Genomic DNA, 22,709 nt, shown 5'->3' with positions numbered 1-22,709 from the left:
GAACGATTCGTCATGGCCGGGCTTGTCCCGGCCATCCACGTCTTGTTCACTGCCAGATGAAAGAACGTGGATGCCCGGGACTAGCCCTGGCATGACGACGGGATGATTTCTTGCCCCGCAGCTTCGACACGCCCCTGCCGATCGATGCCGTGCTCGACGATCTGTCGCGCACGCTGGAAGCCAGTAACGCCGCGGTGCTGGTGGCGCCGCCGGGGGCCGGCAAGACCACGCGCGTGCCGCTGGCTTTGCTCGATGCGCCCTGGGCGAAGGGCAAGAAGATCATCGTCCTGGAGCCGCGCCGCATCGCTGCGCGCGCCAGCGCCGATCGTATGGCCAAATCGCTCGGCGAGCGCGCCGGCGAGACCGTCGGCTATCGTGTGCGGTTCGGCTCGAAGATCTCGCGCGCCACCCGCATCGAGGTGGTGACCGAGGGCATCTTCACCCGCCAGATCCTCGATGATCCCGAACTCTCCGGCGTCGCAGCCATCCTGTTCGACGAATTCCACGAGCGTTCGCTCGATGCCGACATGGGCCTCGCGCTGGCCCGTGACGCGCAGACCGGCCTGCGCGAGGATCTGCGCATCCTCGTGATGTCGGCGACGCTCGACGGTGCGCGCGTGGCAAGACTGCTCGGCAAAGCGCCCGTCGTCGAGAGCGAAGGCCGCGCCTTTCCGGTCGAGACGCGCTATCTCGGCCGCAAGGCGGACGCGCCGGTGGAGCGACAGATGGCGGAAGCGATCGCCTCCGCGCTGCGCGCCGATGGCGGCTCGGTTCTGGCATTCCTGCCGGGTGCCGCCGAAATCCGCCGCACCCAGAATTTCCTGTCCGAGCGCGTGCAGGACGCCTCGATCGAGATCGTGCCGCTGTTCGGTGCGCTCGATGCCGCCGTGCAGGACCGAGCCATCGCGCCGGCACCCAAGGGCACGCGCAAGGTGGTGCTGGCGACATCGATCGCGGAGACCTCGCTGACGATCGAAGGCGTGCGCATCGTGGTCGATTCCGGTCTTGCCCGCGTTCCGCGCTACGAGCCGGACATCGGGCTGACCCGGCTCGAGACCGTGCGTGCGTCGCGTGCGGCGGTGGATCAGCGCCGCGGCCGCGCCGGCCGCACCGAGCCGGGCGTCTGCTACCGGCTCTGGGACGAGCCGCAGACGGCCTCGCTCGCGCCCTACACCCAGCCGGAAATCCTCAGCGCCGATCTGTCATCGCTGGTGCTCGATCTCGCGCAATGGGGCGTCACTGATCCCGCCGCGCTGTCGTTCCTCGATCCGCCGCCCGCGCCGGCCTGGAAGGAGGCCAAAAGCCTGCTCACCGAGCTCAACGCGCTCGATGGTGACGGCCGCATCACCGCGGAAGGCAAGAGCCTGCGCGCGCTGGCGCTGCCGCCGCGGCTGGCGCGCATGATCGTGGATTCGCATCGCGCCGGCGAGGGCGAAGCTGCCGCCGAGATCGCCGCGATCATCACCGAGCGCGGGCTTGGCGGCGACAGCGTCGATCTCGAGCACCGCCGCGACCAGTTTCGCCGCGACCGCTCGCCGCGCGCCTCTAGCGCGCGTGATCTGGCGCGGCGCTGGGCCTCGCAAGTGGCAGCTTCAGAGAAAGCGGGACCGCAGGAGGATCTCTCGACGGGCCTGATGCTCGCCTACGCGTTCCCGGACCGTGTCGCGCGTAACCGCGGCAATGGCAGTTTCGTACTTGCCAACGGCCGCGGCGCCGCCGTCGAGCAGACCTCATCACTGGCCCGTGCACCCTACATCGCGATCGGCGAGATGACGGGAACGGCGGCGAGCGGGCGCATCCTGCTCGCCGCGCAAATTACCGAGGGCGAGATCGAGCGGCATTTCGCCGAGCATGTCGAGACCGCCGACGAGATCTCGTTCGATCGCGGCGCGATGGCGCTGCGCGCGCGGCGCAAGCGTGTGCTGCACGCCATCACGCTCTCCGAGGCGACACTGGCCGTGTCGCCCTCGGAAGATACCGCGCGCATCTTCGCCGACGGATTAATCGCCGCCGGCCTCGACCGGCTGCCCTGGTCGAAGGCGGCCAAGCAATGGCGCGACCGCGTGATGTTCCTGCGCAGGGCCGAGGTCGGCAGCTGGCCCGACCTGTCGGATGACGGATTGATCGCGCGGCGCGACGATTGGCTGGTGCCTGCGCTCTACGACAAGATCGCGCTGAAGGAGATCTCGCCGGGGGATCTCTCCGACGCGCTGATGGCGCTGCTGCCGTGGGAGATGCGCGCGCGGCTCGACCGCGAGGCGCCGACGCATTTCGAGGCGCCGACCGGAAGCGTGCTCGCGATCGACTATGAGGCCGAGCAGGGACCGACCATCGCGGTGCGGCTGCAGGAACTGTTCGGACTCAACACCCATCCCTCGATCGCGGCCGGCAAGGTGCCGCTGGTGCTGGAGCTGTTATCGCCGGCACAGCGCCCGGTGCAGGTGACGCGTGATCTCCCGGGCTTCTGGCGCGGCAGCTACGCCGCCGTGCGCTCCGACCTGCGCGGCCGCTACCCGCGCCATCCCTGGCCGGACGATCCTTCCAGTGCAGTGCCGACCCGCCGGGCAAAGCCGCGCGGGACGTGACTGCCCACGGCGTCATGGCCGGCCAATGACGCGCCATGAGGGGTTCTGCGCGGTCGCATTAACCCTCCGCTCATCCTTTTCGCCAAAATGTCACCGACCAGGCCGCGGCGTCACTCGCGGCCCGGCGTGTCGCGTGGTGAAATCGAGCTTTCGGCTCGGAAGTGGTGTAATGCGTAACATTATGATCTTCGCGGCCGTCATGATCGGCCTCGGCACCTTCATGGCCCAGATTGCGGACAAGATGAGCTCGGCGTCCGCCACGTCAGCGCCGCGCACGACGGTTGCGGTGGCTGCCGCGGCACCGACCGGCGGCCGCAGCCTTGCCATTTCCCGCGACGGCCGTGGTCATTTCCAGACCGAGGGCAGGATCGAGGGCCAGCGCATCGGTTTCATGGTCGACACCGGCGCCTCCGTGGTTGCGTTGAATGAGACCTCGGCCGCACGGTTCGGCTTGCGTCCCTCGCGCAGCGAGTACAACGCCACCGTCTCCACTGCCAACGGCACCATCAAGGCCGCCCGCACCCGCATCGCCATGCTCGATGTCGGCGGCCTCATCGTGCGAGACGTCGATGCCATGGTGCTGCCGGACGCGGCGCTGTCGGAGAACCTGCTCGGCCTCTCCTTCCTCTCCCGCCTCAAGCGCTTCGAATACGCCAACGGCCAGATGGTGCTGGAGCAGTAGGCGGAGCTTTCCGCGCACAGGCACCGTCCATTTCAAATGAGATTTCTTTGCGTCGACCGCCCTCGCGGTAACGCTTCTTCGTTACCAAACTGCCGCAATTAGCGGCCATAAGCCTTCAATCCTGCCTTTCGTTGCGGCCTGGCATTCGCTAAGGCTGCATCAGATCTTGCCCCCATTTCACGAGACCGTCGCAATGTTCCCGAAGCCGAAATCCGTATTGTTGCCCAACACCTACGCCTTCGAATCCGAGCCGATGGTGAAGCCGACCGGCTTTCGCGAGTACGACGCGCGCTGGTTGTTTCAGAAGGAAATCAACCTGATGGGTGTGCAGGCGCTCGGCATGGGGCTGGGCGCGCTGATTGCCGAGCTCGGCGTCAGGCAGGAGATCGTCACCGGACATGATTTCCGGGGATATTCGGCCTCGATCAAATATGCGCTGATCTCCGGCCTGATGGCGGCGGGTTGCAAGGTGCACGACATCGGGCTTGCGGTGACCCCAATGGCCTATTTCGCGCAGTTCGATCTCGACGTGCCCTGCGTCGCCATGGTCACAGCCTCGCACAACGACAATGGCTGGACCGGCGTGAAGATGGGCGCCAATCGTCCGCTGACCTTCGGCCCCGACGAGATGACGCGGCTCAAGGAGATCGTGCTGAACGCCGATTTCAAGAACAAGGCCGGCGGCGCCTACCAATTCCACGAGAACTATCCGGCGCGCTATATCGCCGATCTCACCAATCGCCCTAAGCTCAAGCGCAAACTCAAGGTGGTCGCGGCCTGCGGCAACGGCACCGCCGGCGCGTTCGCGCCGCAGGTGCTGGAGGCGATCGGCTGCGAGGTGATCCCGCTCGACACCGAACTCGATCACACCTTCCCGAAATACAATCCGAATCCGGAAGACATGGAGATGCTGCACGCGATCCGCGACGCGGTGCTGCATCACAAGGCCGATGTCGGGCTCGGCTTCGACGGTGACGGCGACCGCTGCGGCGTCGTCGACAATACCGGCGAGGAGATTTTTGCCGACAAGGTCGGCGTGATGCTGGCGCGCGACATGTCGGCGATCCACAAGGACGCGCAGTTCATCGTCGACGTGAAGTCCACCGGCCTGTTCGTCACCGATCCCGTGCTGCATAAGCAGGGCGCGAAGGTTGCCTATTGGAAGACCGGCCATTCCTACATGAAGCGCCGCACCAACGAGACCGGTGCGCTCGCGGGCTTCGAGAAGTCGGGCCACTTCTTCTTCAACAAGCCCTATGGCCGCGGCTATGATGACGGCCTGGTGTCGGCGATCGCGATCTGCGACATGCTCGACCGCGCGTCGGGCAAGTCGATGGCGGATCTGAAGAACGCGCTGCCGAAGACCTGGTCGTCCCCGACCATGTCGCCGCACTGTGCCGACGAGACCAAATACGGCGTCATCGACGCCGTGGTGAAGCACTTCGAGGACCTGCAGGGCAAGGGCGCCAAGATCGGCGGCCAGTCGATCCGCGATCTCGTCACCGTCAACGGCGTGCGCGTCACGGTCGAGGACGGCAGCTGGGGCCTGGTGCGCGCCTCCTCCAACAAGCCCGAGCTCGTCGTCGTGGTCGAGAGCCCGGTCTCCGAGCAGCGCATGCACGACATGTTCGAGATGGTGAACAGCGTGCTGCGCACGCATCCCGAGGTGGGCGAGTACAATCAGAAGATCTGAGCGCTTGCGCGCTCAGCCTTCCGGCGGACCGAACAGCGCGCGGAGCTTCGCACCTGCGCCGCGCGCCTTCCAGGCATCGCCCAGCATCGCGACCCATTCGCCGAGCGCGATTCGGATCGGATTGTAGGACGGCGTGCGGCCGACGAGGCCGAAGCGAAGCGGCTGATCCCACGGCCGCTCGGCAAAGGTGCCGAACAGGCGGTCGAACACGATCAGGACGCCTCCGTAGTTCTTGTCGAGGCATGGCTCGTTGCAGGCATGGTGCACGCGATGATGGCTGGGCGTGTTCAGCACCCGTTCCAGTACGCCGAGCTTCGGCGCGAATTCGCTGTGAATGAAGAACTGATAGAGCAGGTTGATGCCGAGCATCGCCACGATCGCGAGCGGATGAAATCCGATCAGCGCCAGCGGCAGGAAGAACAGGAAATTGCCCGAGATGTTTCCTGTCCAGCCGAGCCGGATCGCCGCGGTCAAATTCAGCCGCGTCGTCGAGTGATGGACCGCATGCGTCGCCCACATCCAGCGGATGCGATGCGAGGCGCGATGTTGCCAGTAATAGAGAAACTCGCTGCCGACGAATAATCCGGCGAGTGCGAGCGGTGCTGTTTGCGCAAAGTCGAGCAGCCGGTGCTCGTACAGGAATGCGAACGGAATGGCGAGGATGCCGGCCTCCAGCGCGCGCAGCAGGTTCTGTCCCAATGCCACGCCAAAAGACGCGACGCTCTCGCGCCAGTCGTAGGTGTCTCGATGCGCCAGGCGGCCGATGCCGTATTCGAGCAGCATCAGGCCGAGCGCGGTTGCGAGGATCACGCTCTTGAGCGCCGGATCGAGCAGGAGCGAAGCGTAGCCCACGTTCTCCTCCTATTTCGGCGCTACGCCGGCGCCGGCGGCACTGTTGCGCAGCGCCTGGGCGCGGGGCAGCGCTTGGGCGCAGGACGAGGTGAGCTGACCAGCATGGGATTGCAGGCAGGCGAGGACGCGGCCGCCGCCCGGCGTGACGGTGCCGCAGAGCTTGTCGAGGTCGGTGCGGCAGGCCTGCATCAGGCTCCTCGCTTCGCTGCGCATCTGCGGTGTGATCTGCGTCTGTAGCTGGGTCTGGGCGAGCGCGGAGGTCGAGATCGTGACGCCGAGGGCGACGACGGTTGCAATTCGCGGCAGTGAGATGGGATGGAGGATCGATGACATGTGATGGTCCTTTCTGATCAGGCAAGGCTGGCCGTCGCCGCGCGGGCCGGCTGGCGCGGCGACGGCGGCGCGGCGTCAGCGCGAGATTGTGCCGGTGCGGGTGTAGGTTCTGCCGGCCGGGCCCGTGCGGGTGACGTTGCGCGTGCAGCTCCCGTTGGCGCAGGCGCCGCTCGCGGTGACGGTGGACGTGCCGCGCGGGCCGCTCGCGGTCCCCGATCGCGTCCAGGCATTGGCGTCGGCCGCAGCGGCAACCGCAAAGGTGCCGATGACGAGGGAAGTGAGGAAGAACTTGCTCATGGTCGTCGTCTCCGTGTGAGGCTGCCGGGAGCGGGAGCCGTGCGGAGGAGACTGGACGGACGGCGTCGGGGCCCCATGACCGGGACGAAACGATAGTTATGGCTTTGTCGGACGCACGTAACAGTATGTAACAACCGCGCTGCCGCTCTTGCGTGCGGCGTGCCGTCGGCCAAAATGCCGACCATGAACACGCATCCGGCCACGATCCTCATGGTGGAAGACGATTCCGAGATCAGCCGCCTCGTCGCCGATTTCATGCGGCGCGAGGGGTTCGAGGTCGCCTGCGTCGCCGACGGCAAGGCGATGGATTCCATGCTGCAGCGCCTGCGGCCCGACCTCGTCATCCTTGATCTGATGCTGCCGGGCGAGGACGGGCTTTCGATCTGCCGCCGCTTGCGGGCCGACGATTCCATCCCGATCCTGATGCTGACCGCCAAGAGCGACGAGATTGATCGCGTGGTCGGACTCGAAATGGGCGCCGACGATTACCTGACGAAACCGTTCGGTCCGCGCGAACTGCTGGCGCGGGTTCGCGCCATCCTGCGCCGGGCCAACGGTGCACCGTCGAAGCCGCTGGTCCGGCGCTTCGCGTTCGACCGCTTCGTGATTGATCTCGATGCGCGCAGTGTCGAGACGACTGAGGCCGAGGCGTCGGAGCTGCAATTGACCAGCGCCGAGTTCGACCTGCTCGGCTGCTTCGTGCAGCGGCCGCGAAGGGTGCTCACGCGCGACCAGATCCTCGACTGGACCCGCGGTCGTTCGGCCGAGCCGTTCGATCGCACCGTCGACATGCTGATCTCGCGGCTGCGCCGCAAGCTCGACGGCGCCAGTCCCGGCTCCAACCTGATCACCACGGTGCGCAACGGCGGCTATCTGTTCACCGCCTCCGTGAAGCAGGTGTCGTGATGCTGCGCGTGACGCTGGCCGCGCGGCTCGCCCTGATCGGGCTGGTGGGGTTCATCCTGGTGAGTACCGTGGTCGTTGCGATCTTCTACCGGACGACGCTCCGCGAGAACGAGCTGGCACGGCCTTCGCCCGCGCGTCTCGATGCGCTGGCCACGCTCTTGGAGCGAACGGCCGCCGATTCACGGCAGGCCGTGCTCGATGCGGTGTCTTCGCCGCAGTTCACGGTGCGCATCGTGCCGACGGGCGCGCCGGTCGGCGGCGAGACGCCGCCACAGCAGCAGGAGCTGCGCGAGACCTATGCGGCCGGCCTTGCGGGCCGCCCCGTCGAGATCGTGCCGCCGTCCGATCATCGGAGCGGCCGGGCATTTCCCCGCCTCGCGCGGCTGATGGCCAACGCGGTCGAGTTCCGTATTGGCCTCCGCGGCGGCGAATTGCTGATCATCGATGCCTATACCCGCCTGCCGGTCACCCCGTTCGGCCTGCCCGTCGGCTTCGGTGCGGGCGTGTTCGGCTCGATCGTGGCTCTGCTGGCGCTGCTCGTCATGCAGCGTGAGACGCGGCCGCTGGCACGGTTGGCCGCCGCGGTCGATCGCGTTGACCTGTCGGCCGATCCGCCGCCGCTGCCGGACGCACGGCGCAGCGCCCCGGAGATCCGCGCCGTCATCGCCGCGTTCAATCGCTTGCAGGGCCGGCTCGCGGAGATGCTACGCGCGCGCATGACGCTGGTTGGCGGCATCGCGCATGACGTCAGGACCTTTGCGACACGGCTGCGGCTGCGCGTCGAGCACATCCCCGACGATGCCGAGCGGCAGCGAGCGATAGCCGATATCGATGACATGATCCGGCTGCTCGACGACGCCCTGTTGTCGACGCGTGCCGGCGCCGGCGGCCTGTCGCAGGAGATGATCGAGCTCCCCGCGCTGATCGCTGCCGAGGTGCACGATCGGCGCGTTCAAGGCGCGGCAATCGACTTGGTTCACGATGAGCCTGGGCGGAATGTGGTGGTGCTCGGTGACAGGCTGGCGCTGCGACGGATCTTCGCGAACATCTTCGACAACGCGCTGGTCTATGGCCATGCCGCGCACGTGGCGATTGCGGTGAAGGACGGAGCTCTCGTCGTGTCCATCGACGACGAGGGACCCGGCGTTCCCGCCGATCAGCGGCAGACCGTGCTGGAGCCGTTCCACCGCCTGGAGAAGTCGCGTAATCGCGCGACCGGCGGTGCCGGTCTCGGCCTCGCCGTGGTCCGCAATCTGGTGGAGGCCCATGGCGGAACGATCGAGATCGGTGCGGCCCCGGGCGGAGGCACGCGCGTCAACGTCACGTTGCCGGTGTTTCGGCCGGCTTAGAGCGTTTCGAATGACGTGGATACCGGTTTGCGTGACGAAAACGCGAGAGGACAAAAATCCCGGGACTCGGCTCTGATTCGATCAGAACCGAATGCTCCAAGCGTCAGGCCGCCACCACCGCCGGGATCGGCAGTGCGGTGACCGACTTGATCTTCTCCATCGCGAAGCGCGAGGTGACGTTCTTCAGCGGTACGGCGCTGATCAGCTTCTTGTAGAACACGTCATAGGCCTGCATGTCCGCGACCACGACGCGCAGCATGTAATCGACGTCGCCGGCCATGCGATAGAACTCCATCACCTCCGGCATGGCGCTGACGGCTTCGGCGAACTTCTTCAGCCAGGCGTCGGAATGGTCGGAGCTCTCGACCGACACGAACACGGAGATGCCGAGCCCGATCTTGTTCTGGTCGACGAGGGCGACGCGCTTGATGATCACGCCATCGGCCTCCAGCCGCTGGATGCGCTTCCAGCAGGGGGTCGAGGACAGGCCGACGCGGTCGCCGATCTCGGCGACGGACAGCGAGGCATCCTCCTGGAGCACCATCAGAATCTTGCGGTCGATGGCATCGAGGCGGCGGCTGGTCTCGGGGATCTGGACAGCGACATCGGTCATTTGAAGAACTTTGTTCCATTTCAGGGGCCAATTTCCCTGATATAGAGAAAATCTTTCCACGGCAAGCCCAGAATCTTGGCGCGAGAGTAGAATCGCTCTACGGCGCGTCGCGCAAAAGCTCTTCAACTTCAATGCGTTGTGGGGCCGCTAGGCCACCGCCATGGCGGGTGCATTTCAGCGCCGCGGCCGCCGCGGCGAATCGCAGCGCCTCCCGCACTGCGTCGCCCTCGGCGAGGCCAAGCGTGAAGGCGCCATGGAAGACGTCGCCGGCTCCGAGCGTATCGACCGCCCGGACCGGGAAGGCCGGTGTCTCCTCCAGCTCGCCCGCCTCGTTCAGCCAGATCGTGCCGCGCGGACCGCGGGTCGCGGCGAGGAAGGCGGGCGTCAGCTTGGCGAGACGCCTCAAGGCCTCGCCGTCATCAGTGATGCCGGCCGTCTCCTGCATCTGCTCGCTGGCGAACAGCAGGTGCGAGGCCGCTTTGAGCAGGCCGTCCTGCAACGACATCGCGCGGTCGACGCCAACGATGACGGGAATGCCCCGCCGGCGTGCCTCGGCGCAGAGGGAGATCGCGAACCCCGCGCAGCGGCTCTCGACGAGGACAGCCTGACAATCGTCGAGCAGTTCGTCGGTCTCGGGCAGCTCGACCGTCCAGAGAACAGGATCGCGATAGATGGTCAGCGTCCGCTCGCCCGTCGCGTCGATGATGATCGCCGAGACCGGAGTGCTCGCACCGGGCATGCGCACGATATGGCGGGTCTCGATGCCTTCGGCGGTCATGCGTTCGAGGATGAAGCCGCTCGACGTCTCGCGAGCATCACCCATCGGCCCAGCGAAAGCGACGCGGCCGCCAAGTCGGGCGATCGCGATGGCCGCGTTGAGCGCGTTGCCACCGCAGATCTCGGCGAGATGCGTGGCGTTGGCCTTGCTGCCGCGTACGGGCACCGCCTCGACCCGAAAGGTCAGGTCGCGCACGGGAATGCCGATGCAGAGAATGCGCGGCGCGGCCTCAGGTAGCGCCATCGGCGGTCAGCTCTTGTCGTGCACCCAGCGGCCGAGCAGGTGATGGGCGATGGCGAAGGGATGCGGGCCGGCGAGCCCGTCCGGATGCGTTCGTGTCAGCATCAAGGCGGCCTCCTCGCGGGTGAACCAGCGCGCGTCCTCCAGCTCGGTGCGGTCGACCACGATGTCCTCACTCACGGCCTGCGCGCTGCAGCCGATCATCAGCGACGACGGATAGGGCCAGGGCTGGGTCATGTAATACTGCACGTCGGTGCAGATGATGCCGGACTCTTCGAGGATCTCGCGGCGCACGGCGTCCTCGATGGTCTCGGCGGCCTCGACGAAGCCGGCGAGGCACGAATACATGCCCGGCGGAAACTGCTTCTGGCGGCCGAGCAGGCACTTGTCGCCGGAGGCGACGTGCATGATCACGACAGGGTCAGTCCGCGGGAAATGCTCGGCCTTGCAAGCCGGGCACTCGCGCTTCCAGCCGCCTTCCTTCATCGCGCTGCGCGTGCCGCAATTGGCGCAATAGCCGTGGCGCTGGTGCCAGCTCACCATCGACTTCGCCATCGCGATCGCCGAGAGCTCCTCGGGAGGAATCGCACCCTGCATCGCCATGCCGCGCAGCTCGGTCAGGGTGTAGTCCTCGCGTCCCACCAGTTTCTCGGCGGTCGCCTGCGACAGGCCCATGCCGAACATCGCAGCGCCGTCGCGCAGACCGAGGAATATCGTGCCGGGATTGGCGCCGCACTTCAGCGCCTCGTCGATCGAGAGCAGCGCGCGGATCTTGTCGCCCTCGCGCTTCACCAGGAGCGAGTCGCGGTAGACGACATAGGCGCGCGAGGTCGGCTTCTGCTCCATCGCGAACAGCTTCTCGTCGTCGCGGCGCAGATGCGCGGCGCGGTCGAGAATGTTGGTGACGAAGGCCGGCCGCCCCAGCGGAAATGCGTCGAATGCTGACATTATCGTTCTTTCAACCCAACCAGATCTTGCGGCGAAGTGCGTTGATGAAATTCTGAACCTCCGCGGCGTCATGCGCCAACGGCGGCATCACGCCCCAGACCGGTCGCGGCCAGGCGGCGTCACTGGTGCGGCGCGCGATGATGTGAACGTGAAGCTGCGGCACGAGATTGCCGAGCGCGGCGACATTGAGCTTGTCGCATTTGGTGATCTCCTTCAGCGCGCGCGAGACGCGGGAGATCTCCGTCATCAGTTGCGCCTGCTGTACCTCGTCGAGATCGATGATCTCGACCGCGTCGGGGCGCCGCGGCACCAGCAGCAGCCAGGGATAATGCGCATCCTTGATGACCAGTACCTTCGACAGGGGCAAATCGCCGATGTCGATGGTGTCGTCTTTCAGGCGGGAATGCAGCGACCAGGCGGGTTCGGGCATAGAGACTTCTCTTGATTGATTCCTACCGTCGCAGAGACCTCGCTCCCAGACAACATCCGTATGCGCCGTGGTCCGTATGCGCCTGGACCCGGCCAGCCCCGCGCTTCCGTGCTCGGAAAACGGGCTCCGAGAGGGAAACGGAGCGCTTCGGGCCTGGAAGGGCCAGCGGCTGCGGAACAGCCGTACACCCGGCTTGCTTTCCGGGCCTTTTGGCCCCAAATAGGGACCGGGAGATTGGCGGTGGACGAGCCACTCGCCAACCGGGTCAGGTCCGGAAGGAAGCAGCCCTAACGAGGTCCGGATCGGGTCGCTCGTCAGTCTCCTACCTGTTTTTCGAGCGAACCAGCGCCGGCGGCACCAGCCGCCAGCGCGCTCCTTTCCGCAAAAGCCGGCCAAGAGACATTTCATTGCGGATCGACCGATGACCGACGCTGGCGCCCCTCCAAACCCCGACAGCGCCGGCCAGGCCGGCAACACGCCCTACCGGGTGCTGGCGCGCAAATACCGCCCCTCCAGCTTTGATGATCTGATCGGCCAGGAGGCCGTGGTCCGCACCGTCTCCAATGCGTTCGAAACCGGGCGCATTCCGCAGGCCTGGATCCTCACCGGCGTCCGCGGCGTCGGCAAGACCACCACCGCGCGCATCCTGGCCCGTGCACTCAACTACGAGGTGCCGGATGGCTCGGTGAAGGGCCCGACCATCCACATGCCGACGCTCGGCGTGCATTGCCAGGCGATCATGGAAAGCCGGCACATGGACGTGCTGGAGATGGACGCTGCCTCGCATACCGGCGTCGACGACGTTCGCCAGATCAATGACAGCGTGCGATATGCGCCGGCCAGCGCGCGCTACAAGGTCTACATCATCGACGAAGTCCACATGCTGTCGACGGCGGCATTCAACGCCTTCCTGAAGACGTTGGAGGAGCCGCCGGAACACGCCAAATTCGTGTTTGCGACGACCGAGATCCGCAAGGTTCCGGTCACGGTGCTGTCGCGCTGCCAGCGTTTCGATCTTCGCCGCGTCGAGGCGGACGTGCTGATGAAGCACCTCGCCAACATTGCCACGAAAGAAAATGTTGAGATCGAGCCGGAGGCGCTCGGCATCATCGCGCGCGCCGCCGAAGGGTCTGTGCGCGATTCGCTGTCGCTGCTCGACCAGGCGATCGCGCATGCCGCCGGGCAGGTGAGGGCCGACGCCGTCAGGCAGATGCTGGGGCTCGCCGACCGCACCCGCGTCATCGACCTCTTCGAGTCGCTGGCGCGCGGCGACATCGCCGCGGCCTTCAAGGAGTTCCGCGATCAATACGACGTCGGCGCCGACCCGATCGTCGTGCTTTCGGACCTCGCCGAATTCGTCAATTTCGTCACCCGCGTGAAGATCGTTCCCGCGACCGCCGACAACGTCGCCTATGGCGAAACCGAGCGTGTGCGCGCAAAGGAATTCGCCTCGAAAATCTCGATGCGCGTGCTGTCGCGGATGTGGCAGATGCTGCTCAAGGGCATCACCGAGGTGCAGGCCGCCACACGTCCCGCTGCCGCCGCCGAGATGGTGCTGGTGCGCATCGCCTATGTCGCCGACCTGCCGACGCCGGACGAAGCGATCAAGATGCTGGAGCAGAACGGCGGTGGCTCGCCGGTCGTGAGCGGGGGCGGTGCCGCCCGCAGCAGTGCGCCGGCCGCGCCGGTGGCCTCCGCGGCGCCAGTTCGTATGCCGGCATCCTCGCCGTCCTCGTTTGGTGGTGGCGGAGCCCGGCCGCAGATGGCGGCGCCGGCGCCGGATCCGCAAGCTGCCGCGCCCGTGCTGCGCGTCACCAGCTTCACTCAGCTCGTCGCGCTCGCCGGGCAGAAGCGCGACATCATGACCAAGAGCGCGCTCGAAGGCGACATGCGCCTCGTCCGTTTCGAGGAGGGCCGGCTGGAGGTCGCGCTGGAGCCGAACGCCTCCAAGACCATGATCTCCGAGCTCGCGAAGAAATTCGAGCTGTGGACCGGACGGCGCTGGACCGTGATCGTCTCGAACGAGGCGGGCCAGCCGACGCTGCGCTCGGTGAACCAGGCCGCCAAGCAGGAGCATGCGCGTACCGCGGAGGCCGATCCGCGCGTGCGGGAGGTGCTGTCGCGCTTTCCCGGTGCGAAGGTCGTCGAGGTCCGCAGGCTTGCCCCCGAGGCGCCGGAAACCAATATCAATGCAGACTATGGCAGCGACGATCCGCCCGACGATTCCGACGGCGACGATCTCTAAGCCTCTTTCAAGGACAAGCACCCATGGCTGATTTTCTCGGCATGATGAAGCAGGCGGCACAGCTGCAATCCAAGATGCAGGAGATGCAGGAGCAACTCGCCAACGTGGAAGTCGAGGGCATCTCTGGCGGCGGCCTCGTCGCCGTGCGCATGACCGCGAAGATGGACGTCAAGGCCGTCAAGATCGATCCCTCGCTGATGAAGCCGGAAGAGCGCGAGGTGCTGGAAGACCTGCTCGTTACCGCCATGGGCGATGCGCGCCGCAAGGCGGAGACCGCGATGCAGGAGAAGATGCAGGCTCTCACCGGTGGGCTCGGCCTGCCGCCGGGGTTGTTCGGCCAGTAATATGGGCGCTGTTGCAGGTCCCGAAATCGAACGGCTGGTCCAGCTGCTCGCACGGCTGCCGGGCCTCGGTCCGCGCTCGGCGCGGCGCGCGGCGCTGCATCTGATCAAGAAGCGCGAAGCATTGATGATGCCGTTGTCCTCGGCCATGCAGGTCGCGCTCGACAAGGTCCAGGTCTGCAAGACCTGCGGCAACATCGACACGCAAAATCCCTGCACCGTCTGCACCGATCCGAAGCGCGACCCATCCATCATCGTCGTCGTCGCCGACGTCGCCGACCTCTGGGCGCTGGAACGGGCCAATGCGACCCAGGGGCGCTATCACGTGCTGGGCGCGACATTGTCGCCGCTCGATGGCGTCGGCCCGCAGGATCTGACCATCGACGCGCTGGTCGCGCGCGCCCATGATTCGCAGGTGCACGAAATCATCCTGGCGCTGAATGCGACGGTCGACGGCCAGACCACGGCGCACTACATCACCGACCTGCTTCAGGATGCCAATGTGAAGGTGACGCGGCTCGCCCATGGGGTTCCGGTCGGCGGCGAGCTTGATTATCTCGATGAAGGTACGCTATCCGCAGCGATGCGGCAGCGGACCCTGTTCTAGCCATCCCAGAGATCTCACGGAACGGACGACATGACGAAACTTTTCGCCACACGATTGGCTTTGGTCGCGACGATGGCGATGCTGGTGAGCCCGGCCATCTCCGCGCAGCAGGGCGACGAGGCGGCGCCGCCGTCCAAGCCCGGCAAGCCGATCAATGCCGGCGACGTCCTGTCGGGCGAGTTGAACGCGATGAAAGTTCGCGACGTCAAGAAGGCCGGCAAGCGGATCGCGATGTACCAGATCACCTCCGAGCCGCGCCGCCTGCCTGCGCCGAACGGGCTGTGCAATCTCGAGACCGGGCCGGAGACCTTCCAACTGGTCACCTCCAGCGACGCGCAGGCCACGCAGTTGAAATCCTTCGTCGGCAAGGAAATCTCGGTCAAGGTCGACGAGATCGCCTGCGCCAGCGATCCCGGCCAGATGAGCGAAGCCGTGATCACGAAATGGAGCCTGATCAAGAAGCAGTAGGAGGCGGATGAGCTGCCGTAGGGTGGGCAAAGGCGCAACGCGCCATGCCCACGATTCGGACGTGGTGGGCACGCTTCGCTTTGCCCACCCTACGAAATCGTCACACCCTCACCGGCCCCAGCGCCTCGAAATGCCCGCGCTTCTGCAACCAGGCCAGCAGCACCAGACTCGGGATCGCGACGAGGACGGAGATCGCGAAGAACATTGGCCAGCCCGTCGCTTTCGCCAGATAGCCTGCGCCCGACGACAGGTAGGTGCGTCCCACGGCGGCGAGCGCCGTCAGCAGCGCATATTGAGTCGCGGTGTGCAGCGGATTCTGGCACAGCGCCGAGAGATAGGCGACGAAGATCACGGTGCCGATGGCGTTGCAGAAATTATCGGACGTGATTGCGAGGGTCAGCGCCCATTCATTGACGCCGACCAGCGCCAGCCACGAAAACGACAGGTTGGACATCGCCTGCACGATGCCGCCGATCCACAGGCTCAGCGCCAGCGGATAGCGCCGGGCCACATAGCCGCCGGCGAATCCGCCGGCGAGAGTGGCGATAATCCCGACGCCCTTGACGATGACCGCATAGTCGTTCCGGGTAAAACCGATGTCGATCACGAACGGCACGGTCATGTTTCCGGAAAACGCGTCGGTGAATTTGAACAGCACGACGAAGGCAAGCGCGGCCCACGCTTCTTTTCGCTGCAGGAATTCCGAGAATGCGCCGAGCGCGGCATGGAGCACCCGCGTCAGGGCATCGTCTGCCTGCGTGGCGGCCTCGGCGCGCAGGGACTGGGGCGGCTCCGTGGCGGCGAGCGCGGTCATCGTGCCGATCAGCACCAGAGCCGCCATCACCACATAGCCCCACATCCAGGCGGCGCCGCGAGGGACGATCGCCTCGAAGCCCGTGACGATGAACAAGGCGCCCGCTGTCGATATCAGCATGCCGATGCGATAGGCCGCGACATAGGCGGCCATACCGGCCGCCTGCTCGCTCTCGGGCAGGCTCTCGACGCGGAAGGCGTCGACGACGATGTCCTGCGTCGAGGACATGGTCGCCACCAGGAGCGCGCCGAGCGCGACGAACAGCGGCGAACGCGCAGGATCGGTCAGCGCCAACAGCAGAATCGCGCCGATCAGCAGCAGCTGCGAAAACACCAGCCACCCACGGCGACGTCCGAAGGCGCGCGTGAAGAACGGGACATGCAGCGCATCGACCAGCGGTGCCCACAGGAATTTTAGCGTGTAGGGCGTTCCGACCAGTGCAAACAGCCCGATCGTTCCGAGATCGACCCCCGCCTCCGCCATCCACACCAGCAGCGTGGAGCCCGACAGCGCCAGCGGCAGGCCGGAGGAGAAGCCGAGGAACAGCACGATCAGCACCCGCGGCTGCAGGTACACGGCAAGACTTTCGCGCCAGGAGGGCGCGGGAGCGGAAGTCGCGGCGGGAGAAGTCGCGTCTGGTGCGGTCATGCGGAGGTGTTAGCAGATTCTGGGGGCTGGTGTCGTTCTCGCCGCCACAAAGGAGCTGTCGCCGCCCGGTCAAGCCGGGCGGCGACACTGGATGTCACTCTCCCGCCTGGAGCTTCCGCGGAAACAGCTCGCCCGGGTCTGTCGCCACCAGCCGCGGTCCCTCCGGCGCGTCGCTCTTGCTGAAATCGAGCTCCTCGATTCGTCCTGCGCGCTTTTCGATCTTGTCGGCGGAGATCAGGATCTGGCGGACGTCCTCGTTCGCATCGGAAAAATGTTTCTGTAGTTTGACCACGCGGTCGCGCAGGCGGCCGAGGTCGTCTCCGAGCTTGATCACTTCGGTTTGGATCTGGTCGGCCGCATCGCGCATGCGTGCGTCCTTCATGATCTGCTGCATCACCTGGATCGCCAGCATCAGCAGTGAGGGCGACACCAGCACGACGCGGGCGCGGTAGGCCTTCTGGATCACGTCGTCGAAGCCGTCGTGGATCTCGGCGTAGACCGATTCCGACGGCACGAACATCAGCGCCATCTCCTGGGTCTCGCCGGTGACGAGATATTTTTCGGCGATGTCGCTGACATGCTTCATCACGTCGCCGCGCAGCCGCTGCGTGGCGAGGCGCTTCTCCTCGTCGGTGCGGGCGTCGTGCAGCGCGGTCATCGCCTCCAGCGGGAATTTCGCGTCGATGCAGAGTGGGCGCTGGTCGGGCAGGAACACGACGCAGTCGGGCCGCTTGCCGGTCGAGAGCGTGAACTGGAACTCGTAGGAGCCTTTCGGAAGGCCATCCTGAACGATCGCCTCCATCCGCGCCTGGCCGAAGGCGCCGCGCGACTGCTTGTTGGCGAGCACGTCGCGCAAGGTCGTCACCTGCGTCGTCAGATCGGTGAGGTTCTTGTGGGCGCTGTCGATGATGCCGAGCCGCTCATGCAGCGCCCGCAGGCTCTCCATGGTGTTGCGAGTCGAGTGTTCCATGGACTGGCCGACCCGGTGGGTCACCGAATCCAGCCGCTCGTTGACCGCCCGCGCCATTTCGGCCTGACGGCCGGCCAGCGCCTGGGTCATGGCGTCGACCCGGCCTGAGGATTCGCTCTGGGCGCGGAGCACCTCGCTGAGGCGCTCCTCGAGCTCGTCGGCCCGGATCGCGTGCGCCATGGCGAGTTCAGCGCCGCGCCGCCCGGACCGCGCGATGACGATGGCGATCGCCACCAGCAGGAGGAGCACGAGCGCACCAAAGCCGATCAGCGCGTGGATGGCGCGCACCGGCCAGTCACCGGCCAGGAAAATGATCTCGTTCATGCCGAACGTTCTATCCGATTCGCCAGGGGGCGCGAACGAATAGCGAACGGTTATGGTTGTTGGCCCGTTGATTTTTATGGTTAATGAAGCCTGAAGTTTTATGGTTAGCGGAGTGTTAACGGGTTCCGGGCCGCATTGACCGGCTGCAGGCAGCGGCTTAAATCGCGGCCATGGCCCTTAGAGAAATCATCATCCTGCCCGACAAGCAGCTGCGTCTGGTCTCCAAGCCGATCGAGAAGGTCACCTCGGAGATCCGCAAGCTTGCCGACGACATGTTCGAGACCATGTACGACGCGCCCGGCATCGGCCTGGCCGCGATCCAGGTCGCGCAGCCGCTGCGGCTGATCACCATGGACCTCGCCAAGCGCGACGAGAATGGCGAGACCAAGCCGCTTCCGCGCGTCTTCATCAACCCCGAGATCATCGCCTCGTCCGAGGAGCTGTCCACTTACGAGGAAGGCTGCCTCTCGATCCCCGAATATTACGAGGAGGTCGAGCGTCCCGCGAAGGTACGCGTGCGCTTCACCGATCTCGACGGCAAGGTGCACGAGGAGGACGCCGAAGGCCTCTACGCCACCTGCATCCAGCATGAGATCGACCATCTCAACGGCGTGCTGTTCGTCGATTATCTGTCGAAGCTCAAGCGCGACCGCGTGATCAAGAAGTTCGAGAAGGCCGCCAAGCGGGCGGAGTAGCCACGTCCTCCGCCGTCATGCCCGGCCTTGTGCCGGGCATCCACGTGCTTCGTCGCCGCGAGCAGGAGGAACGTGGAGGGCCGGGACAAGCCCGGCCATGACGGGTACCTTGCTCGTTTTCGAGGATTGTCGCGCCACATGCCCCTTCGCCTGATCTTCATGGGCACGCCCGATTTCTCCGTGCCGACGCTGCTCGAGCTGGTCGCGCATGGCCACGAGATCGTCGCCGTCTACACCCGCGCGCCGAAGCCGGGCGGGCGGCGCGGCCTGCAATTGCAGCCGACCCCGGTCGAGGAGGCCGCGCGAAAACTCGGCGTGCCGGTGCTGACGCCGAATACGTTGAAGACCGAAGAAGCGCTGGAGGAGTTCCGCGCGTTCGATGCCGATGCCGCGGTCGTCGTCGCCTACGGCATGATCCTGCCGCAGGCGCTCCTCGATGCGCCAAAGCTCGGCTGTTACAATCTGCATGCTTCGCTGTTGCCGCGCTGGCGCGGCGCGGCGCCGATCAACCGCGCGATCATGGCTGATGATGCCGAGAGCGGCGTGATGGTGATGAAGATGGATGTCGGTCTCGACACTGGCGACGTCGCAATGGCCGAGCGGCTTGCCATCACCGACGGCATGACCGCGGCCGATCTGCATGATCGCCTGTCCCGGCTTGGCGCGGACCTGATGGTGCGGGCGATGGCCGCGCTCGCCCGCGGCGGGCTCCAGCTCAAGAAGCAGAGCGAGGACGGCGTCACCTACGCCGCCAAGATCGACAAGGCGGAGGCGCGGATCGACTGGGCCAAGCCGGCACGCGCCGTGCTGCGCCACATCCACGGCCTGTCGCCATTTCCAGGTGCCTGGACCGAGCTCGCGGAGGTCAGTGAAGGCGCGCGCGTCAAAATCCTGCGCTGCGAACTGGCCAAGGGTTCGGGCGCACCGGGCGAGGTACTCGACGATCAGCTCACCATCGCCTGCGGCGAGGGCGCGATCCGCGTCATCGAGCTGCAGCGCGAAGGCAAGGCCCGGATGCAGGCTACCGACTTTTTGCGTGGGGTGCCGTTGAAGCCGCCGATGCGGCTCGTCTGATGCCCCGTTACAAGCTCACCATCGAATATGACGGCGCGCCGTTCTTCGGCTGGCAGGTGCAGGAGACGCTGCCCTCGGTGCAGGGCGCGCTGGAGGCAGCCGTGAAGGCGATGACCGGCGCGGATCTGCGTGTGCATGGCGCGGGCCGCACCGATGCCGGCGTGCATGCGCGCGGCCAGGTCGCGCATGTCGATGTCGACAAACAGTTTCCACCGGGCCGTTTTCGCGACGGGCTGAATGCGCATCTGCGCCCGCATCCGATTGGGGTGCTGGAGGCCGAGATCGTGCCCGATACTTTCGAAGCGCGCTTCTCCGCCGTGAAGCGCCACTATCGCTACCGCGTGATCAACACGCGCGCCAATCTCGCCCTCGACATCGGCCATGCCTGGCGCGTGCCGCGCCGGCTCGATGCCGATGCGATGCATGCGGCGGCACAACGTCTGCTCGGCAAGCACGATTTCACCACCTTCCGCGACACCGAATGCCAGGCCAGGTCGCCCGAGAAGACACTCGATCAGCTCGACGTGACGCGCGAGGGCCGCGAGATCACCATTGTCACCTCGGCACGCTCGTTCCTGCACAGCCAGGTCCGCTCGATGGTGGGATCGCTGGTCTGGGTCGGCGAGGGCCGCTGGACCGCGGACGATCTGTCCGCCGCACTCGCCGCGCGCAACCGCGCCGCGTGTGGCATCGTGGCGCCGCCGGACGGGCTGTATCTGATGAGGGTGGATTATTAAACGCGAGGCGCGCCCTCACGCTCCACCCACCGCTGGCATGCCCCGGCTTGACCGGGGCATCCAGTACGCCGCGGCTTCTCGGTTCAATCTCTGCTGTCTCTGGAATACTGGATCGCCCGGTCAAGCCGGGCGACGACAGCGGAATGTGAGGCCGCAGTCGCCCTAACCAAAATACCTTGTCAGAATCCCGCGATACACCTTCGTCAGCTTCTCCAGATCCGTCACCGGCACGCGCTCGTCGACCTGGTGCATGGTCTGGCCGACCAGGCCGAACTCGATCACCGGGCAATAGCTGGAGATGAAGCGCGCGTCCGAGGTGCCGCCCGAGGTCGACAGCTCCGGCTTGCGTCCCGTCACCTCCTCGATCGCGGCGACCGCGAGGTCGGTGAACGGGCCGGGCTTGGTCACGAACACGTTGGAGTTCGACGGGTCCCAGACGATGCGCGCGCGGATGCGGTTGCCGCAGGCTTCTGTCAGCCGCGTCTCGACCAGCTCGCGCAGGCTCGCCTGCGTGTGGTTGTCATTGTAGCGGATGTTGAATTTCGCGCGGGCCTCGCCGGGGATCACGTTGCTCGCCTTGTTGCCGACGTCCACTGACGTGAATTCGAGATTGGAGGCCTGGAACTGCGCGCTGCCATGGTCGAGCGGCTCGTCGGAGATCGCCACGATCAGGCGCGAAATATCCGGCACCGGATTGGAGGCGCGATGGGGATAGGCGACATGGCCCTGCACACCCTCGACAACGAGCGTGCCGGACTGTGAGCCGCGGCGGCCGACCTTGATGGTGTCGCCGAGCGTCTCGACATTGGAGGGCTCGCCAAGCACGCAATGGTCGAACTTCTCGCCGCGCTCCGCGGCCCATTTCAGGAGCTTGATGGTGCCGTTGATGGAGACGTCTTCCTCGTCGCCGGTGATTAGGAAGGAGATCGAGCCTTTTCCATCGGCGCGCGGCTTGCCGCCATGGGCGGCGAGATGCTCCAGGACAGCTGCGACCGAGCAGGCGATGCCGCCCTTCATGTCGACCGCGCCGCGGCCGTGCAGGACCCCGTCCCTCACCTCGCCGGAGAACGCGCCGACGCTCCAGGCGCTCTCGTCGCCTGGCGGCACCACGTCGGTGTGCCCGGCAAAGGCGATGTGCGGCCCCTCGCTGCCGATCCGTGCATAGAGATTGTCGACGTCGGCGGTGCCTTCCTCGCTGAACGTCATGCGGTGACAAGTGAAGCCGGCGGCGGAGAGGTTTTTTTCGAGCACCCCGAGCGCACCGGCATCTTCAGGGGTTACCGAGGGGCAGCGGATGAGATCGCGGGCAATGGAGAGAGCATCGGTCATGCGTCCCGCTTAACATGCATGCCGCCGGGTGGGCTAGCACGGGGCGGAACAAATTCGATCTCGCGGCTCTGGTCCCAGCCTTTGGCAGGGGGCGCGGCGGAGCTGTCCTCGATCTCAGCGAGCGGATTGGGGCCGAACCGGTTGTGGCCGATAGTGCCGGCGATGCAGAACATCTCGACCAAGCCCCACAGCCACAGGCCGGAGGCGGTCAGGCCGAACGGAAGCATCCAGCTGGAGTCAGGAAGCAGGTCCGAGAACTGGCCGAACAGGCAGGGTGCGACAAAGAACGGAACGATCCACCAGCCGCTCCGGTCCCGGTCGTGCAGCCGCTTGATGGCCGTCGCGAGGAAAATCCATGAGAACAGCGCCAGGCCGGACGATTTCAGGATCAGATCCGTGCGGTCAACGGACGCCAGCGAGCGATAGGCCCGGGGATCGACCAGGTTGAAGAGGTCGCCGAGGCCGAAGTCGAAATCGAGCTCAATGCCGGGCTTCAAGGTGGATCTGGTCCCTCCAATGATTCCGATGACTTGACTGGCGATCTCCAGCAGGCCCGCCAGCACCGCGACGATCAGCAGCGCCTGCCACAGCAGCGCCCGGTTGATGCGTCCGTCGAAGCGGAAGAAATACCAGGTCCAGTCCATGCGAACCGCTCCGGGCGGGAGAGGCCACCCGAAGAGTTGGTCGCGATGGGAGGAGGGTGGGTTCGATTCAGGGACGAATGCTGAATAGCGACTGGCGAATAGGGTGC

The 22,709-nt window shown here is 66.0% G+C and carries 23 protein-coding genes and 1 other RNA gene; 13 read left to right on the top strand and 11 right to left on the bottom strand.

Features of this window, described 5'->3' with window-relative positions; all coding sequences use genetic code 11:
- The first annotated feature begins 110 nt into the window (after window positions 1–110).
- The 3 genes from hrpB to ACFDR6_RS03705 all read left to right on the top strand — a co-directional run bounded on the left by hrpB (window position 111) and on the right by ACFDR6_RS03705 (window position 4,960).
- Window positions 111–2,585 carry an ATP-dependent helicase HrpB gene (gene hrpB, locus ACFDR6_RS03715; RefSeq protein ID WP_375857431.1) on the top strand — a complete coding sequence of 825 codons (2,475 nt, stop codon included), beginning with the start codon at window positions 111–113 and terminating at the stop codon, window positions 2,583–2,585.
- A gap of 169 nt (window positions 2,586–2,754) precedes the next feature.
- Entirely contained in the window at window positions 2,755–3,267 is a 513-nt protein-coding gene (locus tag ACFDR6_RS03710) for a TIGR02281 family clan AA aspartic protease (protein ID WP_212084226.1), read from the top strand.
- Window positions 3,268–3,460: 193 nt separating this feature from the next.
- The gene (locus ACFDR6_RS03705) at window positions 3,461–4,960 is read left to right on the top strand and encodes a phosphomannomutase/phosphoglucomutase (protein ID WP_375857429.1); all 1,500 of its coding nucleotides are present in this window, start codon (window positions 3,461–3,463) and stop codon (window positions 4,958–4,960) included.
- A gap of 12 nt (window positions 4,961–4,972) precedes the next feature.
- Here ACFDR6_RS03705 and ACFDR6_RS03700 read toward each other — a convergent pair whose 3' ends face one another.
- The 3 genes from ACFDR6_RS03700 to ACFDR6_RS03690 form a co-directional block, all read right to left on the bottom strand.
- The gene (locus tag ACFDR6_RS03700; protein ID WP_375857427.1) at window positions 4,973–5,812 is read right to left on the bottom strand and encodes a sterol desaturase family protein; all 840 of its coding nucleotides are present in this window, start codon (window positions 5,810–5,812) and stop codon (window positions 4,973–4,975) included.
- Between the two features lie 9 nt (window positions 5,813–5,821).
- Window positions 5,822–6,145, bottom strand: a complete 324-nt coding sequence (locus ACFDR6_RS03695; protein ID WP_375857425.1) for a cysteine rich repeat-containing protein — start codon at window positions 6,143–6,145, stop codon at window positions 5,822–5,824.
- Between the two features lie 75 nt (window positions 6,146–6,220).
- A complete protein-coding gene (locus ACFDR6_RS03690) occupies window positions 6,221–6,442 on the bottom strand; it encodes a hypothetical protein (RefSeq protein WP_212084233.1) in 222 nt (73 codons plus the stop codon).
- A 183-nt stretch (window positions 6,443–6,625) separates the two neighbouring features.
- Here ACFDR6_RS03690 and ACFDR6_RS03685 point away from each other — a divergent pair, with 183 nt between their 5' ends.
- Together ACFDR6_RS03685 and ACFDR6_RS03680 are read left to right on the top strand one after the other, a co-directional pair.
- A complete protein-coding gene (locus ACFDR6_RS03685) occupies window positions 6,626–7,348 on the top strand; it encodes a response regulator (RefSeq protein ID WP_375857424.1) in 723 nt (240 codons plus the stop codon).
- A complete protein-coding gene (locus ACFDR6_RS03680) occupies window positions 7,348–8,697 on the top strand; it encodes a sensor histidine kinase (protein WP_375857422.1) in 1,350 nt (449 codons plus the stop codon). Before ACFDR6_RS03685 ends, ACFDR6_RS03680 begins: the two co-directional genes overlap by 1 nt.
- Before the next feature lie 103 nt (window positions 8,698–8,800).
- Here the strand turns inward: ACFDR6_RS03680 and ACFDR6_RS03675 are convergent, their stop codons facing one another.
- The 4 genes from ACFDR6_RS03675 to ACFDR6_RS03660 all read right to left on the bottom strand — a co-directional run bounded on the left by ACFDR6_RS03675 (window position 8,801) and on the right by ACFDR6_RS03660 (window position 11,706).
- Window positions 8,801–9,310: an Lrp/AsnC family transcriptional regulator gene (locus ACFDR6_RS03675; protein WP_126260215.1), complete on the bottom strand. Its 510-nt coding sequence runs from the start codon at window positions 9,308–9,310 to the stop codon at window positions 8,801–8,803.
- Window positions 9,311–9,407: 97 nt separating this feature from the next.
- Entirely contained in the window at window positions 9,408–10,331 is a 924-nt protein-coding gene (locus ACFDR6_RS03670; protein WP_375857421.1) for a sugar kinase, read from the bottom strand.
- Window positions 10,332–10,337: 6 nt separating this feature from the next.
- Window positions 10,338–11,276 carry an NAD(+) diphosphatase gene (nudC, locus tag ACFDR6_RS03665; RefSeq protein ID WP_375857420.1) on the bottom strand — a complete coding sequence of 313 codons (939 nt, stop codon included), beginning with the start codon at window positions 11,274–11,276 and terminating at the stop codon, window positions 10,338–10,340.
- Window positions 11,277–11,286: 10 nt separating this feature from the next.
- Window positions 11,287–11,706, bottom strand: coding sequence for an HIT domain-containing protein (locus tag ACFDR6_RS03660; RefSeq protein WP_375857418.1), 420 nt, complete (start codon window positions 11,704–11,706; stop codon window positions 11,287–11,289).
- Between the two features lie 229 nt (window positions 11,707–11,935).
- On the opposite strand from ACFDR6_RS03660, the gene ffs reads away from it, so the two are divergent.
- From ffs to ACFDR6_RS03635, 5 genes are all read left to right on the top strand, one after another.
- Window positions 11,936–12,032: signal recognition particle sRNA small type (gene ffs / locus ACFDR6_RS03655), an RNA gene on the top strand.
- Between the two features lie 95 nt (window positions 12,033–12,127).
- A complete protein-coding gene (locus tag ACFDR6_RS03650) occupies window positions 12,128–13,951 on the top strand; it encodes a DNA polymerase III subunit gamma/tau (RefSeq protein WP_375857417.1) in 1,824 nt (607 codons plus the stop codon).
- A gap of 23 nt (window positions 13,952–13,974) precedes the next feature.
- Window positions 13,975–14,295 (top strand): YbaB/EbfC family nucleoid-associated protein, encoded by a 321-nt coding sequence (locus ACFDR6_RS03645; protein WP_212084247.1) that lies wholly within the window; start codon window positions 13,975–13,977, stop codon window positions 14,293–14,295.
- A 1-nt stretch (window position 14,296) separates the two neighbouring features.
- The gene (gene recR, locus ACFDR6_RS03640) at window positions 14,297–14,899 is read left to right on the top strand and encodes a recombination mediator RecR (protein WP_212084249.1); all 603 of its coding nucleotides are present in this window, start codon (window positions 14,297–14,299) and stop codon (window positions 14,897–14,899) included.
- A 30-nt stretch (window positions 14,900–14,929) separates the two neighbouring features.
- Window positions 14,930–15,367 (top strand): hypothetical protein, encoded by a 438-nt coding sequence (locus ACFDR6_RS03635; RefSeq protein ID WP_212084250.1) that lies wholly within the window; start codon window positions 14,930–14,932, stop codon window positions 15,365–15,367.
- A gap of 100 nt (window positions 15,368–15,467) precedes the next feature.
- Here the strand turns inward: ACFDR6_RS03635 and ACFDR6_RS03630 are convergent, their stop codons facing one another.
- Entirely contained in the window at window positions 15,468–16,829 is a 1,362-nt protein-coding gene (locus ACFDR6_RS03630) for an AmpG family muropeptide MFS transporter (protein WP_375857415.1), read from the bottom strand.
- Between the two features lie 94 nt (window positions 16,830–16,923).
- Window positions 16,924–18,123 carry a DNA recombination protein RmuC gene (locus ACFDR6_RS03625; RefSeq protein ID WP_375857414.1) on the bottom strand — a complete coding sequence of 400 codons (1,200 nt, stop codon included), beginning with the start codon at window positions 18,121–18,123 and terminating at the stop codon, window positions 16,924–16,926.
- A gap of 170 nt (window positions 18,124–18,293) precedes the next feature.
- Between ACFDR6_RS03625 and def the strand changes: the two genes are divergently transcribed.
- The 3 genes from def (at window position 18,294) to truA (ending at window position 20,629) form a co-directional block, all read left to right on the top strand.
- The gene (def, locus tag ACFDR6_RS03620) at window positions 18,294–18,818 is read left to right on the top strand and encodes a peptide deformylase (protein WP_212084262.1); all 525 of its coding nucleotides are present in this window, start codon (window positions 18,294–18,296) and stop codon (window positions 18,816–18,818) included.
- Window positions 18,819–18,956: 138 nt separating this feature from the next.
- Window positions 18,957–19,892, top strand: a complete 936-nt coding sequence (fmt, locus tag ACFDR6_RS03615; protein WP_375857413.1) for a methionyl-tRNA formyltransferase — start codon at window positions 18,957–18,959, stop codon at window positions 19,890–19,892.
- Complete coding sequence (gene truA, locus ACFDR6_RS03610; protein WP_375857412.1) at window positions 19,892–20,629, top strand: tRNA pseudouridine(38-40) synthase TruA; 738 nt, start codon at window positions 19,892–19,894, stop codon at window positions 20,627–20,629. Before fmt ends, truA begins: the two co-directional genes overlap by 1 nt.
- Window positions 20,630–20,791: 162 nt before the next feature.
- On the opposite strand, the gene dapE is transcribed toward truA, so the two are convergent.
- Both dapE and ACFDR6_RS03600 read right to left on the bottom strand, forming a co-directional pair.
- Window positions 20,792–21,958 (bottom strand): succinyl-diaminopimelate desuccinylase, encoded by a 1,167-nt coding sequence (gene dapE, locus ACFDR6_RS03605; RefSeq protein WP_375857411.1) that lies wholly within the window; start codon window positions 21,956–21,958, stop codon window positions 20,792–20,794.
- Window positions 21,955–22,602, bottom strand: a complete 648-nt coding sequence (locus ACFDR6_RS03600) for a DUF805 domain-containing protein (RefSeq protein WP_375857409.1) — start codon at window positions 22,600–22,602, stop codon at window positions 21,955–21,957. Before ACFDR6_RS03600 ends, dapE begins: the two co-directional genes overlap by 4 nt.
- Between the last annotated feature and the right edge of the window lie 107 nt (window positions 22,603–22,709).

Origin of the sequence: Bradyrhizobium tunisiense (assembly GCF_042263385.1) — a bacterium.
Taxonomy (GTDB): domain Bacteria; phylum Pseudomonadota; class Alphaproteobacteria; order Rhizobiales; family Xanthobacteraceae; genus Bradyrhizobium; species Bradyrhizobium tunisiense.
This window is presented reverse-complemented; position numbering and strand designations above follow the sequence as displayed.

What these genes read in the sequence shown, in the direction of transcription:
- ACFDR6_RS03635 (WP_212084250.1), top strand. Translation starts at nt 14,930, where the DNA reads ATGACGAAACTTTTCGCCACACGATTGGCTTTGGTCGCGACGATGGCG.
- ACFDR6_RS03600 (WP_375857409.1), bottom strand. Translation starts at nt 22,602, where the DNA reads ATGGACTGGACCTGGTATTTCTTCCGCTTCGACGGACGCATCAACCGG.
- ACFDR6_RS03710 (WP_212084226.1), top strand. Translation starts at nt 2,755, where the DNA reads ATGCGTAACATTATGATCTTCGCGGCCGTCATGATCGGCCTCGGCACC.
- ACFDR6_RS03675 (WP_126260215.1), bottom strand. Translation starts at nt 9,310, where the DNA reads ATGACCGATGTCGCTGTCCAGATCCCCGAGACCAGCCGCCGCCTCGAT.
- ACFDR6_RS03645 (WP_212084247.1), top strand. Translation starts at nt 13,975, where the DNA reads ATGGCTGATTTTCTCGGCATGATGAAGCAGGCGGCACAGCTGCAATCC.
- ACFDR6_RS03685 (WP_375857424.1), top strand. Translation starts at nt 6,626, where the DNA reads ATGAACACGCATCCGGCCACGATCCTCATGGTGGAAGACGATTCCGAG.
- ACFDR6_RS03705 (WP_375857429.1), top strand. Translation starts at nt 3,461, where the DNA reads ATGTTCCCGAAGCCGAAATCCGTATTGTTGCCCAACACCTACGCCTTC.
- ACFDR6_RS03670 (WP_375857421.1), bottom strand. Translation starts at nt 10,331, where the DNA reads ATGGCGCTACCTGAGGCCGCGCCGCGCATTCTCTGCATCGGCATTCCC.
- ACFDR6_RS03695 (WP_375857425.1), bottom strand. Translation starts at nt 6,145, where the DNA reads ATGTCATCGATCCTCCATCCCATCTCACTGCCGCGAATTGCAACCGTC.
- dapE (WP_375857411.1), bottom strand. Translation starts at nt 21,958, where the DNA reads ATGACCGATGCTCTCTCCATTGCCCGCGATCTCATCCGCTGCCCCTCG.
- nudC (WP_375857420.1), bottom strand. Translation starts at nt 11,276, where the DNA reads ATGTCAGCATTCGACGCATTTCCGCTGGGGCGGCCGGCCTTCGTCACC.
- ACFDR6_RS03650 (WP_375857417.1), top strand. Translation starts at nt 12,128, where the DNA reads ATGACCGACGCTGGCGCCCCTCCAAACCCCGACAGCGCCGGCCAGGCC.
- fmt (WP_375857413.1), top strand. Translation starts at nt 18,957, where the DNA reads ATGCCCCTTCGCCTGATCTTCATGGGCACGCCCGATTTCTCCGTGCCG.
- ACFDR6_RS03660 (WP_375857418.1), bottom strand. Translation starts at nt 11,706, where the DNA reads ATGCCCGAACCCGCCTGGTCGCTGCATTCCCGCCTGAAAGACGACACC.
- ACFDR6_RS03690 (WP_212084233.1), bottom strand. Translation starts at nt 6,442, where the DNA reads ATGAGCAAGTTCTTCCTCACTTCCCTCGTCATCGGCACCTTTGCGGTT.
- ACFDR6_RS03630 (WP_375857415.1), bottom strand. Translation starts at nt 16,829, where the DNA reads ATGACCGCACCAGACGCGACTTCTCCCGCCGCGACTTCCGCTCCCGCG.
- def (WP_212084262.1), top strand. Translation starts at nt 18,294, where the DNA reads ATGGCCCTTAGAGAAATCATCATCCTGCCCGACAAGCAGCTGCGTCTG.
- recR (WP_212084249.1), top strand. Translation starts at nt 14,297, where the DNA reads ATGGGCGCTGTTGCAGGTCCCGAAATCGAACGGCTGGTCCAGCTGCTC.
- ACFDR6_RS03680 (WP_375857422.1), top strand. Translation starts at nt 7,348, where the DNA reads ATGCTGCGCGTGACGCTGGCCGCGCGGCTCGCCCTGATCGGGCTGGTG.
- ACFDR6_RS03625 (WP_375857414.1), bottom strand. Translation starts at nt 18,123, where the DNA reads ATGAACGAGATCATTTTCCTGGCCGGTGACTGGCCGGTGCGCGCCATC.
- truA (WP_375857412.1), top strand. Translation starts at nt 19,892, where the DNA reads ATGCCCCGTTACAAGCTCACCATCGAATATGACGGCGCGCCGTTCTTC.